Annotated in this window: 15 protein-coding genes; 9 read left to right on the top strand and 6 right to left on the bottom strand. The window is 50.4% G+C overall.

All coding sequences use genetic code 11. From position 1 onward, the window contains the following. Positions 1-472 precede the first annotated feature (472 nt). Complete coding sequence (locus DC345_RS17260; protein ID WP_181586627.1) at positions 473-1345, top strand: futalosine hydrolase; 873 nt, start codon at positions 473-475, stop codon at positions 1343-1345. Beyond that, entirely contained in the window at positions 1342-2184 is an 843-nt protein-coding gene (locus DC345_RS17255; RefSeq protein WP_113054110.1) for a 1,4-dihydroxy-6-naphtoate synthase, read from the top strand. The genes DC345_RS17260 and DC345_RS17255 overlap by 4 nt, the downstream gene beginning before the upstream one ends. A 612-nt stretch (positions 2185-2796) precedes the next feature. Here DC345_RS17255 and DC345_RS17250 read toward each other — a convergent pair. Beyond that, positions 2797-3417, bottom strand: coding sequence for a pyroglutamyl-peptidase I (locus tag DC345_RS17250; protein ID WP_181586626.1), 621 nt, complete (start codon positions 3415-3417; stop codon positions 2797-2799). A gap of 21 nt (positions 3418-3438) precedes the next feature. Further along, entirely contained in the window at positions 3439-4440 is a 1002-nt protein-coding gene (locus tag DC345_RS17245) for a Gfo/Idh/MocA family protein (RefSeq protein WP_113054109.1), read from the bottom strand. Positions 4441-4668: 228 nt separating this feature from the next. Here DC345_RS17245 and DC345_RS17240 point away from each other — a divergent pair, with 228 nt between their 5' ends. The 6 genes from DC345_RS17240 to DC345_RS17215 all read left to right on the top strand — a co-directional run bounded on the left by DC345_RS17240 (position 4669) and on the right by DC345_RS17215 (position 11151). After that, the gene (locus DC345_RS17240) at positions 4669-5409 is read left to right on the top strand and encodes an ABC transporter ATP-binding protein (protein WP_113054108.1); all 741 of its coding nucleotides are present in this window, start codon (positions 4669-4671) and stop codon (positions 5407-5409) included. Positions 5410-5418: 9 nt separating this feature from the next. Then, entirely contained in the window at positions 5419-6168 is a 750-nt protein-coding gene (locus DC345_RS17235; RefSeq protein WP_113054107.1) for an ABC transporter permease, read from the top strand. Positions 6169-6201: 33 nt separating this feature from the next. Then, positions 6202-7920, top strand: a complete 1719-nt coding sequence (locus tag DC345_RS17230; protein ID WP_113054106.1) for a helix-turn-helix domain-containing protein — start codon at positions 6202-6204, stop codon at positions 7918-7920. A 202-nt stretch (positions 7921-8122) separates the two neighbouring features. Next, positions 8123-9094 (top strand): FecCD family ABC transporter permease, encoded by a 972-nt coding sequence (locus tag DC345_RS17225; protein ID WP_181586633.1) that lies wholly within the window; start codon positions 8123-8125, stop codon positions 9092-9094. A gap of 2 nt (positions 9095-9096) precedes the next feature. Beyond that, positions 9097-10113, top strand: coding sequence for a FecCD family ABC transporter permease (locus DC345_RS17220; RefSeq protein ID WP_113054104.1), 1017 nt, complete (start codon positions 9097-9099; stop codon positions 10111-10113). A 90-nt stretch (positions 10114-10203) separates the two neighbouring features. Continuing rightward, positions 10204-11151, top strand: a complete 948-nt coding sequence (locus DC345_RS17215; RefSeq protein ID WP_113054103.1) for an iron-hydroxamate ABC transporter substrate-binding protein — start codon at positions 10204-10206, stop codon at positions 11149-11151. Positions 11152-11307: 156 nt separating this feature from the next. Here the strand turns inward: DC345_RS17215 and DC345_RS17210 are convergent, their stop codons facing one another. Genes DC345_RS17210 through DC345_RS17195 form a run of 4 tightly spaced genes read right to left on the bottom strand, consistent with a single transcriptional unit; the run spans position 11308 to position 14141 of the window. After that, positions 11308-11730: a macro domain-containing protein gene (locus tag DC345_RS17210; RefSeq protein ID WP_113054102.1), complete on the bottom strand. Its 423-nt coding sequence runs from the start codon at positions 11728-11730 to the stop codon at positions 11308-11310. 46 nt (positions 11731-11776) lie between these two features. Continuing rightward, a complete protein-coding gene (locus tag DC345_RS17205) occupies positions 11777-12715 on the bottom strand; it encodes a TIGR02452 family protein (protein WP_113054101.1) in 939 nt (312 codons plus the stop codon). After that, positions 12696-13193 (bottom strand): NADAR family protein, encoded by a 498-nt coding sequence (locus DC345_RS17200; RefSeq protein WP_113054100.1) that lies wholly within the window; start codon positions 13191-13193, stop codon positions 12696-12698. The genes DC345_RS17205 and DC345_RS17200 overlap by 20 nt, the downstream gene beginning before the upstream one ends. A gap of 18 nt (positions 13194-13211) precedes the next feature. Then, positions 13212-14141 carry an NUDIX hydrolase gene (locus tag DC345_RS17195; protein ID WP_113054099.1) on the bottom strand — a complete coding sequence of 310 codons (930 nt, stop codon included), beginning with the start codon at positions 14139-14141 and terminating at the stop codon, positions 13212-13214. A gap of 221 nt (positions 14142-14362) precedes the next feature. On the opposite strand from DC345_RS17195, the gene DC345_RS17190 reads away from it, so the two are divergent. Then, the gene (locus DC345_RS17190) at positions 14363-14797 is read left to right on the top strand and encodes a MarR family winged helix-turn-helix transcriptional regulator (RefSeq protein WP_181586625.1); all 435 of its coding nucleotides are present in this window, start codon (positions 14363-14365) and stop codon (positions 14795-14797) included. Positions 14798-14857: the final 60 nt, after the last annotated feature.

The following is a 14857-nucleotide window of genomic DNA, read 5'->3' as shown; positions in this document are numbered from 1 at the left end:
ACCTCCTCTCTATAAAAGTTGTAATACCCTATTGATGAACGATGACTGTATTTTGAAGTGTATATATCCAATCCTAAGGTGTATTAACTGTATTACTATTATTAGTACAGTTAATACAGATTGTCAACCATTTACTTTGACTTCTCGTATGATTCGCGTTAGGTTTATATATATGATTAAAGTGACATATAGACGATTGAAAATAGATCACTCTGTTATATAAAACGCATAATTTCGGGTCTCAGTCTGGTTCGGGCGAGTTGCTACTGTTCGTTAAATCGCTTATCCGGCTAAATACGTTCAAAGCTTGTTCTGATCTTTCCCCTTCCGTTATGATGGAGAAGAACGTTGTGCTCATTCACTGGTTCACGTGCTCGCTTCGCTCGTTGTCAGTACAGTTGTCACTCCGTCTGGCCTATGCGTACATATTTTATAGATGGCTTTATAAAAACCTCATGAGGGAGAATTCGGGATGAATGAACAGAAACAGAATGATTCTATAGAACGTAATCGCCCAGAAACTACAAGCTTGTCAAGTAGCTTAGAAACAAACGCGACATCCACAGCTTCGACACAGCGTGTATTAATCGTAACCGCCGTTGATGCGGAAAAAGAGGCGGTACTGCGCGGCTTGGGTGACCAAGCTGCTCACTTTGATGTGATTGCTGCGGGCGTAGGCCCTGCCTCGGCCGCTGCAGGAACCGCTGCCGCGCTGGCCTTTGCCTCAGCAGCGGCTGGCGCAAATGCGCTGGCGCAAGGCTCCGCTGCGCCAAGCCAAACTGATGCGGCACAGGCATCTGCCGCATCTTCAAGGCCGGGGCCCCTTGCCGGGACCGGACTGACCCCAGCGTACACGCTGGTGGTCAGTGCCGGCATCGGCGGCGGGTTCCCCGGCCGGGCGGACGTCGGCTCCCTCGTGGTGGCCGACGCCATGGTTGCCGCCGATCTGGGCTCGCAGACGCCAGACGGCTTCCTCAGCGTGGACGAGCTCGGCTTCGGCTCGTCCCGTGTGGCGGCGGACGCGGTGCTTGCCGCGCGCCTTCGCCATGAGCTGCAGCGGGCAGGGCTCGCTGTCAGCGGAGGCACGGCGGTCACCGTATCCACGGCGACCGGAACTGCCGAGACGGCCGCGGAGCTGCTGCGCCGCGTGCCGGATGCCGCCGCCGAAGGCATGGAAGGCTTCGGCGTAGCAACTGCTGCCCAGCAGTTCGGCGTGCCTGCACTCGAACTGCGGGCTATATCCAACGCGGTCGGTCCACGCGACCGCGACGCCTGGCGCATCAAGGATGCCCTGGATGCGCTCCAGGCTGCAAGTTCCATTTTACGGGAGGTACTTACATCATGAAAATTGCATTTTCCCCTTGTCCTAACGATACATTTATCTTTCACGCATGGGTGCATGGACTTATTCCTGGTGCACCTGAGCTTGATGTCCGTTATGCGGACATCGATATTACCAACGGCCTTGCGGCTAATCCGGATGGACCAGATACACCTGAAGTCATGAAAATATCCTATGCAGCTCTGCCTTATGTGCTGAAAGATTATGCACTCTTGCCTGCGGGCGGCGCACTTGGCAGAGGATGTGGTCCACTGGTTCTGACCGCTAACGGCACAACCGATCCGGCCTATCTCTCGGGACGCCGAGTTGCCGTACCGAGCGAACGTTCAACAGCCTACCTGTTATTCCGTCTCTGGGCAGCACAAAATGTTCCCGGCGGTGTAGGCGAGATTGTCGTTATGCCATTCGACCAGATTATGCCTGCTGTCCGGGATGGAAAGATCGATGCCGGCTTGGTTATCCATGAAGCACGCTTCACGTACCAGAATTATGATCTCAAACTTATGACAGATCTCGGTAACTGGTGGGAAAGCGACACTGGTCTTCCAATCCCGCTGGGTGCGATCATCGCCCGTCGCAACCTGGATGCTCACGCTCTTGCAGGTTGGGCACGTGCCTCGGTGGAATACGCTTGGGCGCATCCGGATGAGTCCAAAGCATACGTCATGGAACATGCTCAAGAGATGGACCCTGATGTAACTGCGCAGCATATCGGCCTATACGTTAACGAGTTCAGTGCCAACCTGGGCGATGACGGTTACGGTGCAATTACAGCATTGCTTGGACGAGCGATGAAAGAAGGTCTTGTTCCCGAGTTCGATCTGGATTTGTTGCGGATCTAATTCGTCAGGTATTCATACAAAACATACATCACTGAGGCTGTGCCCAATCTCGTTTTCCTATTTCTGTTGGGTACGGTCTCAGTGATGTAATATTGACCTGCGGGCCCCAAAACCGCTAACGAACCGGTAACACCTTATTAAGCTGAACTCAGCGGAATGCCAATACTAACGAATCTCAGTCACGTTATTTCCGTAAAACTCGGCGAAAAGACAGAAAAATCGGGTATATCGCCCAAATAACGCTTCTGTGATTCGTTAGATTCCAGTAGTTGTGAATCTTCGCCCATCAGCGTTTCTCAAGTTCGTTAGACGTGACGAGGCTGCACACCTCTCACTGCCACCAATACCAATAATTAAAAGGCCGTCCTGTAAAGTCATGTTTATTGACTACAGGACAGCCTTTTTTAATTCACTTCAACAAAAATCGAAATCTTCACACCTTGTTGATCCCTCAAACTCCACATATTAACAAACTCTCAGCAGTCCAATATGTATACGCAGGTCGGGATACAAAACTGGTAATCGGGATGCGTATCACTCATTACATCGCACACTAGGAGATGCACATGGTGCCGACCATCATTCATTTACCTTCCATCATGTCACTACCCGTTACTCCGCTACTACCGTGCGAATCATAACCCGCAGAGCATCCAGCATCATGGGAATGGGCAGTGACGGCACGGAAGGTTGAAACACAGCCATCTCCGTTGAAGCTGGGAAATGTACAAATCCGGCACGAATCGGAAGCTGCTTCAATCGGATATGATCCAGCACCCGATACATCGTATTGTTACAAATATACGTGCCTGCCGTATTGGACACCGCAGCCGGGATGCCTGCTGCCCCCAGGTTATTTACCATCGCACGAATTGGCAATGTGGAGAACAGACCGTCTGGGCTGCCCTCGACGATGAGCTCGTCCACAGGTTGCTGGCCCTGGTTGTCCGCATAGGAGCCAGGAGGAATATCTTTGACATTAACAGCAATCCGTTCAACTGTAATGGCTGTCCTGCCTTTGGCCAGACCACAGGCGATGACAACATCCGGTCGCCAGGATTCCATCTCTGCGATCAGCAGATCCGCACATTCATCGAAGTGCACAGGCAGCAGCACTGTTTTCAGCTCCGCTCCCCCCATCACTTCCTGCGCAAATGCCTCCATCAGCTCTCCCGTTGGATTCACCGCATCCCCGCCAAAAGGTTCAAATCCAGAGATCAGAATTTTCACCATCGCTTTTCCACTCCTGTCTATTTACTCGGATTTGTAACGCAGGCCCCACTGCCCACGAATGGTGTCCATCAACTTCATGATTTCCAGGGATTCGTCCAGTTGTATCGTTCTGCTCTCGGTACGTCCTTCCAGAATGCAGCGCCCTGCTTCCTCGGCTTCAAATGCATATCCAATACACGTCCGGTCATCGGTGAATTTCTCCGGTTCGTCCTGGCCGTTCACATGCAGATAGGCTTCTTTGCCTGCCAGGAAAAGAGGTAAACGAATGTACCCTTCTGTGCCATATATGACCGCTTCGTTACTCAGGTTAAGCCGAATGGCCCCATTCAGCGAGGCAGAACGGCCTTCGGAATAAGACAACAGTACGGAGAACTGTTCATCCACACCCGTCTGTCCAATGTTCGCCGTACTCCACACATGCTGAGGCTGCTCACCAAAAATCATGGACGCGAAGGAGATCGGATATACCCCTGCATCAAGCAAAGCACCTCCACCCAGATCCGGGTTAAGTAACCTGCCTTCCGGCTCCCAGCCTACGCGGAAACCAAAGTCTGCTTTGACCAAACGTACCTCGCCGATTCGTCCTTCCGCAATCCATGCTCTCGCTTGGGTAATCGGTGGCAGAAAGCGTGTCCACATGCCTTCCATAAGAAACAGTTTGCGCTCACGCGCCTTCTCCACCAATTGCTCCAGCTGACGGGCATTCATCGTAAAGGGTTTCTCACAGAGAACTGCTTTGCCCGCTTCCAGACAAGCAAGCACATTTTCCTTATGTAACGGATGCGGTGTAGCCACATAAATAATATCCACTTCAGGGTCCTGCAGCATCTCATCATATGAACCGTAAGCGCGTGCAAAACCATATTCAGCTGCAAACTTCTCTGCACTTTCGGCTGTTCGTGAACCCACTGCCGCTTTTACAGCATTCCCGGCATGCTCCAGATCTCGCGCGAATTGGGATGCAATCCATCCCGTACCCATAATGCCCCAATTCACTTTGTCCCGTCCAACAACTTTCGTCATCGTAAAGCCTCCCCTGATATCAACATATTTTAAAAAGATCACGATCTCGATTAGGCCAACACGGAGTCTTCTTTATTTTACCAAAAAGAACCGCTTGCGTCAGACCAGTTTCATCTTTCACATTCGATGTTGTCATTTCAATGTTCTAATTGAGATTCACTCTCATTTCAATTTTTCCGTATTTTTGCTAAGATGATTGCAGATCACGGATGAAAGGACGGCCCGACTTTGTCCACACTTATAACCATTGATAAGCTAGTAAAACGTATCGGTTTAACCGAGCAGCGTATTTTATTTGAACATGTGAACGCAGTAGTGGATCAGGGAGAACGTATTGCCATACTTGGTGCATCCGGCCAAGGGAAGAGCACCTTGCTCCGCATTCTCGCCCTTCTGGATATTCCTGATGAAGGAGACCTGATCTGGAAAGGAATTTCTTATCGGGATTCGGACCCTCGTATCTGGCGCATGCGAATGACATATGTCGCACAGCAGGCTGTCATGCTGGCAGGCAGTGTGGAAGATAACCTGAAAACGGTGCACCTGCTTCACAGGCAGCCATACGATCAGGATCTGGCCCGCCGCCTGCTTGCAGGCATGGGATTGGAGAATCTTGATATTCATAAGCGGGCTATCGACCTCTCTGGAGGGGAGAAACAGCGTATAGCCCTGATTCGTTCCATGATGCTGCGTCCTGAGGTCCTGCTGCTGGATGAAGTGACTGCTTCCCTGGATCGGACCAACGCCCGAATGGTAGAAGAACAATTGACCCGCTGGAGTCAGCAGGAAGGTACTTCACTCGTCTGGGTTACCCATGATCAGGAACAGGCACGATCATTCAGTACAACCACCTGGTTTATGGGCAATCAGACACTATTGGAGCGCCAGTCTACAGCTCATTTTTTTGACAATCCGGCCACTGACCTGGCCAAACAATTCATTATGCGCCCTGCCCATGCGGCAGAATAAGGAGAAATCATGTCACTCATCGCTCTGAGTTTTACCATTATATTTGTGATGGTCACCATGCTCATCTCTGTCTGGCAGAAGCTTGATCTGGAAAAGGATATTGCTATAGGTACCGTTCGTTCCGCTGTACAGCTGCTGCTTGTCGGCTATGTACTTCAATTTATTTTTAACTCGGACCACCCGGCTCTCATCATTGCCATTGTCGGATTCATGATTACCGTAGCCTCCATTAATGCTGGCAAACGCGGAAAAGGACTTCGCTGGATTGCCTTTTATATTGCGGCTGCAATTACAGTCACGGAGCTGCTTATGATGGGGCTGTTGTTAGGACTGGGTATTGTAGCCCCTACTCCCCAATACATTATTCCATTGAGCGGGATGACCATCGGTAATGCCATGGTAGTATCCGGGCTGTTCCTGAATCAGATGAAACGCGAGGTCGAATCCTCCAAAGGAGAAATTGAATCGCTGCTTGCACTGGGTGCAACGCCCAGACGTGCTTTTCAGGATGTTTTGAAACGTTCCGTAAAATCCAGCATGATCCCCACGATCGATGGCATGAAAACAGTAGGACTCGTTCAGCTTCCTGGCATGATGACAGGCATGATTATTGCGGGTGCCGATCCGGTTGAGGCCGTTCGTTACCAGATTCTGATCGTATTTGCTTTTACCAGCTCAGCCGCTATTACCAGCATCCTGCTCAGCATGATGACGTACCGACAGTGGTTCACATCGGATATGCGGCTTCGCTCGCTATAACACATCACCCCCGCCAGGAAAGGAGGTCACACCATGTTAACCCGTCCGAGCATCAATAATAACCGCACTATCTCCCACACGTTGACCCAACCGGATCAGCCGAAACCAGCTGATGCATCCATCTCCCGAACGGAAATGCATGCTTTTCTGAATGATGCGCTGCTCGAACTGCGTCAGGCAGAGCTGGTTACCGTGAATACTCATTGGCAATGGAGTCAGACTGAGCTCCCTCACCATACCTTTGTCTACATGCACAAATTCACGGGCAAGCTGGTAGTGAACGGCATCGAATCCCTTGTCGCCCGCAAGTCTGCCTTCCTGTGCACTCCGGGAACATCCCTGGAGCTATACTCTGATGCGGACCATGAGATGGAATTGTATATCATTCAATTTGATCTGTTTCGGGTAGCTGAGAAAACGGAAGAACGGCGAATATATGAGCGAGAGCTTGGTTCACCTGTAACAGGATGGATTCAGGGACCTTACTATGGGATACAGCGAATTGCCGCACAATTAACAACCGAAGCTTCACAGACCAGCCTGAAAGTGCAGCTGCTTCTGACCGATCTGCTTCATACCCTCTGGCCACAGGATGATCAGTCGGATGCGGAAGGACAGGACGAGCCAGAGCATTGGCTCAGATCAACTTTGCAGTACATGCGGGAAAACTATATGAACGAGATCAAGCTGGAGAAGCTGGCCGAACTGGCAGGTATGCACCCTTCATATTATTCACAGCTTTTCAAGAGCCGGATGCAGAAAAATCCAATCGAATATATCACTCATTTACGAATGAATCGGGCCAAGGAATTGCTCATGACTTCAGATCTGCGAATTCGTGATGTGGCCCGCCACGTAGGCTATCGGGACGAATTCTATTTCAGCCGCCGCTTCAGGAACCATGCCGGTTATGCGCCAACTTCCTATGCCAAGCAGGTACATCGAAATATCGTCTCACTCTCCTATCCATACACCGATCACCTGATGACACTTGGCATCACACCATGTGCAGCTCAAATCCAAGGCCATCTGCCCCATGTTCCCAAATCGTTGACACTGCCATTCCATGCCTATGAACCATGGGAACAGGGACGTCAGGCATTTCTGGATGTGAATCCCGATTTGGTTCTGACCAAGGATAACGCAGCGGCTAAAGCGATGGAGCATATCGGAGATGTGGCTCCAATCATCACCATCCCATGGAATCAGACAGACATGTTCGGTCATCTGCAGAAAATCGCCTCTATTGTGGATCGTACTCAAGCGGCTAGGGAGTGGCTGGATCGGCATGAGCGTAAGGCAGAGCGGGCTCGTAAAAAAATCAGGGAAACAGCGGGGCAGGTCACCGTCGCGATCTGTACCTTAACTGCAAAAGGACCGCGCATGTACAGCAATCGCAACTTCGGTCATGTATTTTACCGCAGCCTGCAGCTGGCCGCTCCTGATCGAATTCAGAATGAACTGACAGGCAAACCTGCTGGTGTGGGATTCAACTGGATGCCTTTCACGCCTGGAGAATGGAATGGCCTCGAAGCAGATGTGCTGTTGATTGCGGTTACGTCCATGCACGAACGTACCACTCTGTTGCAGCAGATTACTGCTGATCCATTGTGGAAAAACTATCCCGCGGTTAAAGCTGGGCGCATTCATGTCATAGACTGGAATTCATGGGTGGTATACGCTCCGTATTCCATCAACATCCAGCTCGATGAAGCGCTCTCTATGTTGACGAACAAACCAGCATTTCTGTAATCTAAAAAATGTCCATCTCTAGAATCTTAATTTATGCCATGTACGGGCCTGAATTAAGATTTTATAATGTTCACTAATTGATAATGATAATCAATAACAACAGCAAAGCGTTGTTGGTACCAAAGGAGTGACCCGCATTCAACATCCGGGACTGTCACAACGTCCGTCCACATCAAGAAAATCCGCAGTGACGGTTGGCCTAATGTTTTTGGCGGCCATTTCCGCACTGCTGCTTAGTATGTTTGTCGCCATTTCTCTTGGTGCTAAGGGGCTGACACTGGAGACCGTATGGACTGCCATATTCCAGTACAATCCGGCTTTGACGCCGCATCAGATTATTCACGAGCTACGGCTGCCACGTGTCATTGCTGCTGCTGTAATTGGCGCAGCCTTTGCTGTGGCCGGAGCGCTCATGCAGGGAATAACACGTAATCCGCTGGCAGACACCGGCATTCTTGGGATTAATGCAGGAGCTACCTTTGTTGTGGCGCTCAGCTTTGCCTTTTGGCCAGGGCTGCCTTATGGCTGGATTATGTTCCTGTCATTTGCAGGGGCTGTGCTTGGCACTCTGCTCATTTTCCTGCTGGGTATGGCGGCCCCTGGAGGACTGACGTCCATCAGGCTTACCGTTGCGGGTGCCGTTATTGCAGCCATGCTGAGTTCGCTCAGCACCGGTGTCGCCATATATTTTGACTTGAGCCAGGATTTGGCCTTCTGGTATGCGGGTGGTTTCGGGGGAATTGAATGGCGGCATCTGAAGCTGATTCTGCCTGTTCTGCTCGTTACTCTCGTGCTCACTTTGCCTATGGCTCGTCGGATATCTCTCATGTCGCTAGGAGAAGAAGTTGCCATTAATCTCGGAATCAATCTACGCTGGACCAGGCTGTTTGCCTTGACGGCGGTTGTTGTGCTGGCTGGCGTATCCGTTTCTGCTGTAGGCTCGATCGGCTTTGTTGGACTGGTCATTCCACATATTTCTCGCAAATTGGTTGGCGTGGATTATCGACTCATCATTCCGATGTCCTCCCTGCTCGGAGCCGTCTTGCTGGTGCTCGCCGATCTGGGATCACGCATTGTGAACCCGCCGCAGGAACTGGCAGTAGGCATTATGGTCGCCTTTGTCGGTGTGCCCTTCTTCCTCTATCTGGCCCGTAAAGAAAGGAGGGCCCTATAGCGATGAACACCAATGCACCCTCACGAGGCAAACGTTCCATCGCGGTCAGCGTTACGCTGCTCTGCATCGCCTGTGCCGTTATTGTTATCAGTCTCAACTCGGGAACAATTCGCCTGTCACCAATAGCCGTGCTTCACACCCTGCTAGGCAATGGCACGCCGGATGATCAGATTGTATTGTTCGACTATCGACTGCCACGCATTCTGGTTACTGTGCTCGCCGGAGCGGGACTCGGTGTGGCTGGTGCTGCACTGCAAGGTATTACGCGCAATCCACTGGCCGATCCGGGCATTCTCGGCTTGCATGCAGGAGCGGCTTTTGGATTGATGGTATTTGTAAGCTTCTGCCATTCCATGAATGGTTCGGTGGCCTTGCTGATTCCGTTGTTTGCTTTTGCAGGTAGTGTCGCCGCGGCGCTAATTATCATGCTGCTATCCTATGACCGACATAACGGAGTATCCCCCATTAAACTAATTCTGGTGGGCATTGCCGTAGCAGCCGGTTTCCATGCCCTGACGCTCTATCTGTCCCTGCGTTTGGATGAAGAAACCTATTCCTTCGCCGCCCGCTGGCTGGCAGGTAGCGTGTGGGGCAGAGACTGGGTTCATGTTCAGGCGCTGCTTCCATGGATTGTGCTGTGCATCTCGTACATATGGAGCCGCTCCAAAACACTGGATGCCTTCAATCTGGGAGATGCTGCCGCAACCAGTATTGGTACACCCGTCAGATCCCAGCGTGTTATTTTGCTATTGTGCACGGTAGCATTATCTGCTGTCAGTGTGTCAATGGCTGGCGGAATCGGGTTCATTGGTCTGGCGGCACCACATCTGGCCCGCAGACTGGTTGGCCCGATGCATCGCCATCTGATCCCAGCCGCCGGACTCATCGGCATGGTGATCCTAGTTGCCGCCGATACGGTCGGGCGAACGATCTTTCAGCCCAATTCCATTCCGGCAGGTGTTGTGGTCGCAGCGATAGGCGCACCTTACTTTTTATACCTGCTGGTACGAACCAAGTAATGACTTTATCGGAACAATCCGAATAATTTCACCGTTATACCCAACATAAAAACGACATCCATGAGATGTTCAAGGAGATTGAGATTACCCATGTTAAAGAAAAACCTTATGCTCTTCATGAGCATCTGTCTGGTGCTTGTACTCGCAGCCTGCGGGAATGCCAATAAATCATCTTCTGCGTCGGAAGGTTCTACTACGGACACTTCGAACACTACGCAGGACACCAATTCCGCTTCCGGGGATCAACGCATCGCATCCATGTCGATCCATCTGACCAATGACCTGCTCTCTCTCGGCATTACACCGGTTGGTTCGGTGATCGGCGGGGAAGCCAAAGCCTTCTTGTCCCATGTTGCTGATCGTCTACAAAATACAACGCCGCTCGGTCCCGTTAAGGACCCGGACATGGAAGCTTTGCTTGCCCTGAAACCGGATGTCATCTATCTGGACGAAGAATTCTCCGGTGATGATATTGCCAAATTCGAGAAAATTGCTCCTGTACACGTCTTCAATCTGGATGATGGCACTTGGCGCGACCACCTGAAAGACATTGGTAAACTGGTCAACCGCGAGAAAGAAGCAGAGCAATACATTCAGGATTATGCAACTGAAACGGAAGAAGTGAAATCGCTGATTCACGATACAATCGGTGACGGCACCGTAATGGCAATCCGTGTTACCGCCAAAGAACTGCGTGTATTCAGTACACGCCGTCCAATGGGCCCGATTTTGTATGAAGATCTGGGGTTAACTCCAGCAAAAGGCATTGAGGAATTCGATTCGTCCAATCCGTATCAAGTTGTTTCACGTGAAATATTGCCGGACTTTGATGCAGATGCGATCTTCGTTGTTGTGAACTCGGATGATGAAGCTCAGAACATGTTCAAAGAACTGCAAAACAATCCAATCTGGCAAGGACTGAAGGCTGTCAAAGCAGGTCATGTCTACCCGATCGGCGCTCAACCTTGGCTGGACTACTCTTCAATCGGCAATAAAATGGCCATGGATGAAGCCAAAGAAATGTTTTCCAAGAAATAAAATGATCCTTACGCACAACATTTAAAAACACAAAAAACCTCTCTTTGTAGATCGGAACAGAGTCAGCTAACATGCTCTCTTCATCCACTCAAAGCAGAGGTTTTTTTGAATCCAAATTGGTATTCTTGTAGGTAAAAGTCCGTCGGCATGGCCTAATCACAAGGTACAAACGACGATCTCAACATCCGTTTCGGCAAAAGCATCCTGAATAATGCCCCTCACCTTATCCCATTTCAACCTATCCAGCCCGCAACCAATCTGCGGCATCGCCAGTTTGTTGAGCCCATCTCTAACGCATATGTCACGCATGGATTCCACGGCTCGGGTAAACGACTGATAAGTCGGTTTGTTCGAAAATTTGGCCTTGGTGACCAAATTCAGGGTACGCCCTACCGGATAACATTGTCCGATCTCAAGCGGCTCCTGCTGCGCCTGCTCCTGGAGAACCTCCAAGCCAAATCGCTGGCGAAACTGCACAGCAATTCCTGCACCCATCCGCGCATCCGCGGAAATGCAGTGTGCAAGCGTGTAATAATCTTCCATAGCAAATAGATCCTGCTGTATCTCACGAAACTCCATATCCGTTCTCTCCCTTACAACGTTTTACTTTTCAAACTTCTCCAATTCACTCTCCCGCCAAACGATTCTCAAATGCTTTGAACGTTTTCCGTCCTGCTGTCCGGTCGAATACGGCAAATACGATTCGTTCAAAGGAATGTCTAAAGTTCTCTTCCACCAACACATCATGGAAATACTTCGCTACGTTCGCCGGATCATTCCTGAATACTCCGCAGCCATATGCGCCCAGCACAATGGCTCGATGTCCATGCAGCAAAGCCAAGTCCAAAATATAGCGAATGCGCCCTTTCATGACAGACTCAATCTGCTGATCATCGGCATTTCCCCGCTCTCTCACCACTCCCGCATTTACAGCAGGCGCTGTAATAAATGCCGACAGATCATATTGGTCGAGCAGCCGATCCTCGTCATCACGGATCACCGGAACAGCATGCGAATAGATCATGTAATCCGAGTACATACAAGATCGCTGCTTGCGGTTGTAGTCATACATTTCGCTCATTTGGGCGATACATGGGTACAGTCCCGTAGCCCGGGCCAAGCTCTCCTCCTGTGCCTGACTGCCACCCAGGAAGCCGCCGCCGGGATTTTTCGCTGATGCAAAGTTCAGGCAAATGACATCTTCCCTTCCTTCATCCACAGAAAGACGTGAAGCGGCTGCGAGTGTGGTCTCGCCCGTAACCTCGATGCGAACGGCTGAAGCTTCGACGGAAGGTTGCAGCTGGACCATTTCTTTACTTCGCTTTTCTCGAAGAGCGATAAGTTCCGTGGGACGATATAAGACCGAATCTTGGATCGCTCGCTGTAAATCTGTACCGATCTGAACCCTGCGATCATATCCGTTCACGTATTCTCCTTCTTCCAGAATAGCCAGTGTCTGATGGGCGATCTGGGATCGTTTGGAACGTTGATTCGTGCTATTAATGCCAGTTGTTTTACTATGATTGTTGTTCTGAATATTGTTCCTATGTTGTTGATTGTTCATCTTCATCACTTCCTATATTTTCTCTAAGACGGGTGAGAATCTCTCCCAGCCAGTTCGTTCCCCGCCACGTTCTTCTATTACGAATGCGCGGGTCTTCCTCCGCCAGTCCAACCCCCCAGATGCGATCATCCGGGCTTGCCTCCACAAGGGTCGTTCCTCGGGTAGCGAGCAGCGAGGTCATCAGTTGCTCGTTTTGGGTGAATTTGGCTTCGTTACCTTCATAGACAATACGTTTGCACTCCGCTTCCCATACAGTCTGGTCGAACCCTGCGACCTGTCTGCCCAGCTTTTTTTGTACGGAAGCGGAGCTTGCTTTCAGGATCTTATCTGCACTAATCTGATCGCCGAACAGCAAAGCTTTCTGGTGCATCATATACTGCTCCGCACTGGTGTATTGAACACCATTCACGGTAAAATCCGCCGGGTGCCACTGTGAGAACGGAGACGCTGTGCGCCAGAAAAATGTAAACTTCTCCATTGATATTCCCTCCTAACTTTATGGGGCCAATCTTTCCGGATTCAATCTATATAAACGGGATGGGCGATGTCCGGCATTCCCTGTATACTCCCCCGTTTCGATGACCCAATCGGCGATTTTGCGCCGGAAGGCGGCAGCCAGCAGTTTTTTGCCACTGATGGTCTCGTATACTTTCTGAAGAGCGGTCAGAGTGAACGTCTCCGGCATCAGATTGAAAGCGATATCCGTATACTCCACCTTTGCCCGCAGACGTTCCAGCGCGTAGTAAATGATCTTCGCATGATCAAAAGCAATTCCTTGAACTTCGTTCATGGTAATATGGCTGCTGCGTACTCTGCCTTCCAACGTTTCTTTCGTCTCAATGACCGCCGACAATTCCTCTGTTCCATTGGTCAAAATCAGCTGCACCCTGCGCTCCGTCACGCGTCCACGCTCATGAATATGGCGTTTCTCCTCCAGAAGCCGCTGCTCCATTCGGAACCAGTCTGCTTCGCTGGCATCATCGCCAGCCTGAAGTTGCAGTTCGCTGCTGTCGACCAGCGCCATGTAGGAACAGCTGATTACACGCGTACGCGGATCACGATGCACATCTCCCCAGGTATACAGCTGCTCCAAATAGATATCATCCAGTCCCGTTTCCGTAAATAGTTCCCGCCTAGCCGCATCTTCCAGCGATTCCTGCATGGAGACAAACCCGCCCGGAAGAGCCCACTGCCCCATATAGGGATGGCCGCCACGCCGGATCAGCAGCAACTGGAGCTCAGGTTCCGCAAGTTTGCGATAGTTCTCCTGCGTTTCACTTCGTATGGTAAATACCAACATATCCACCGTGACGGAGGGACGTTCGAAATCGCCTGGGTCATAGGTTTCAAGAAACTGTTGTTCACTTATATTCACGTGATTCTGATGATCTAATGAATTTGGATCAGAATTACCTGTATGTGTCATTTCGAAAGACTCCATTCTGATATTAACAATTTGTTATTAACAATTAGATAATAACAATCTAACATACCCTCATGGCCTACGTCAATATTTCCCATCTCCTTGCAAAAGTTCATTATGGCATGCTCACACATGCTTTCTTTGCATGTCAAAAATCACTTGACGATATGTCAAATGAAACTTATCATTTAGTTAGTCGACTAATTAAAAGGATGGAAGCACTTATGAAATCAGCTCGAAATGAACGGTTGATGGGCCAATTATCAGAACTCGTCAAGCTACATCGTTACAAGGTTCATGAGAAGCTCGTCAACCACCCTGAGTTATATCCAGGACAACCGCCGCTGCTGTTCCAGCTTGAACGGGAAGATGGTCAGACCCAGAAACACCTGGCTGAACAGCTTCGCCGCGCCCCTGCAACGGTGACGGTAATGCTGAAACGTATGGAAAGCTCGGGGTTTATACGGCGTGAAGCCGACCCGAAGGACCTGCGCAGTCTGCGTGTCTATCTGACCGATCAGGGCCGTGCCGCACTTAAAGACCTGAGGGAAGTATTCCAAGAGCTTGATCGCCAAGCCCAGAAAGATTTTACACCCGAGGAATCGCAGCTGATGTCAGCTCTCGCTCAGCGCATGGTTCAGAATCTGCGAGAATATTAAGTGAGATTCATCTGTATGCATCCATATTTGCTACATGATGATTTCATATCAAATGAGGTG

The sequence above is a fragment of the Paenibacillus taichungensis genome (genome assembly GCF_003287275.1).
GTDB lineage: Bacteria > Bacillota > Bacilli > Paenibacillales > Paenibacillaceae > Paenibacillus > Paenibacillus taichungensis_A.
Note: the sequence above shows the minus strand (reverse complement) of the source record. Positions and strands in the feature narration are given on the sequence as shown.

Excerpts from the sequence above, each read along its gene's own strand:
- DC345_RS17260 (WP_181586627.1), top strand. The coding sequence starts at position 473 with ATGAATGAACAGAAACAGAATGATTCTATAGAACGTAATCGCCCAGAA.
- DC345_RS17255 (WP_113054110.1), top strand. The coding sequence starts at position 1,342 with ATGAAAATTGCATTTTCCCCTTGTCCTAACGATACATTTATCTTTCAC.
- DC345_RS17250 (WP_181586626.1), bottom strand. The coding sequence starts at position 3,417 with ATGGTGAAAATTCTGATCTCTGGATTTGAACCTTTTGGCGGGGATGCG.
- DC345_RS17245 (WP_113054109.1), bottom strand. The coding sequence starts at position 4,440 with ATGACGAAAGTTGTTGGACGGGACAAAGTGAATTGGGGCATTATGGGT.
- DC345_RS17235 (WP_113054107.1), top strand. The coding sequence starts at position 5,419 with ATGTCACTCATCGCTCTGAGTTTTACCATTATATTTGTGATGGTCACC.
- DC345_RS17230 (WP_113054106.1), top strand. The coding sequence starts at position 6,202 with ATGTTAACCCGTCCGAGCATCAATAATAACCGCACTATCTCCCACACG.
- DC345_RS17225 (WP_181586633.1), top strand. The coding sequence starts at position 8,123 with ATGTTTTTGGCGGCCATTTCCGCACTGCTGCTTAGTATGTTTGTCGCC.
- DC345_RS17220 (WP_113054104.1), top strand. The coding sequence starts at position 9,097 with ATGAACACCAATGCACCCTCACGAGGCAAACGTTCCATCGCGGTCAGC.
- DC345_RS17215 (WP_113054103.1), top strand. The coding sequence starts at position 10,204 with ATGTTAAAGAAAAACCTTATGCTCTTCATGAGCATCTGTCTGGTGCTT.
- DC345_RS17210 (WP_113054102.1), bottom strand. The coding sequence starts at position 11,730 with ATGGAGTTTCGTGAGATACAGCAGGATCTATTTGCTATGGAAGATTAT.
- DC345_RS17205 (WP_113054101.1), bottom strand. The coding sequence starts at position 12,715 with ATGAACAATCAACAACATAGGAACAATATTCAGAACAACAATCATAGT.
- DC345_RS17200 (WP_113054100.1), bottom strand. The coding sequence starts at position 13,193 with ATGGAGAAGTTTACATTTTTCTGGCGCACAGCGTCTCCGTTCTCACAG.
- DC345_RS17195 (WP_113054099.1), bottom strand. The coding sequence starts at position 14,141 with ATGACACATACAGGTAATTCTGATCCAAATTCATTAGATCATCAGAAT.
- DC345_RS17190 (WP_181586625.1), top strand. The coding sequence starts at position 14,363 with ATGAAATCAGCTCGAAATGAACGGTTGATGGGCCAATTATCAGAACTC.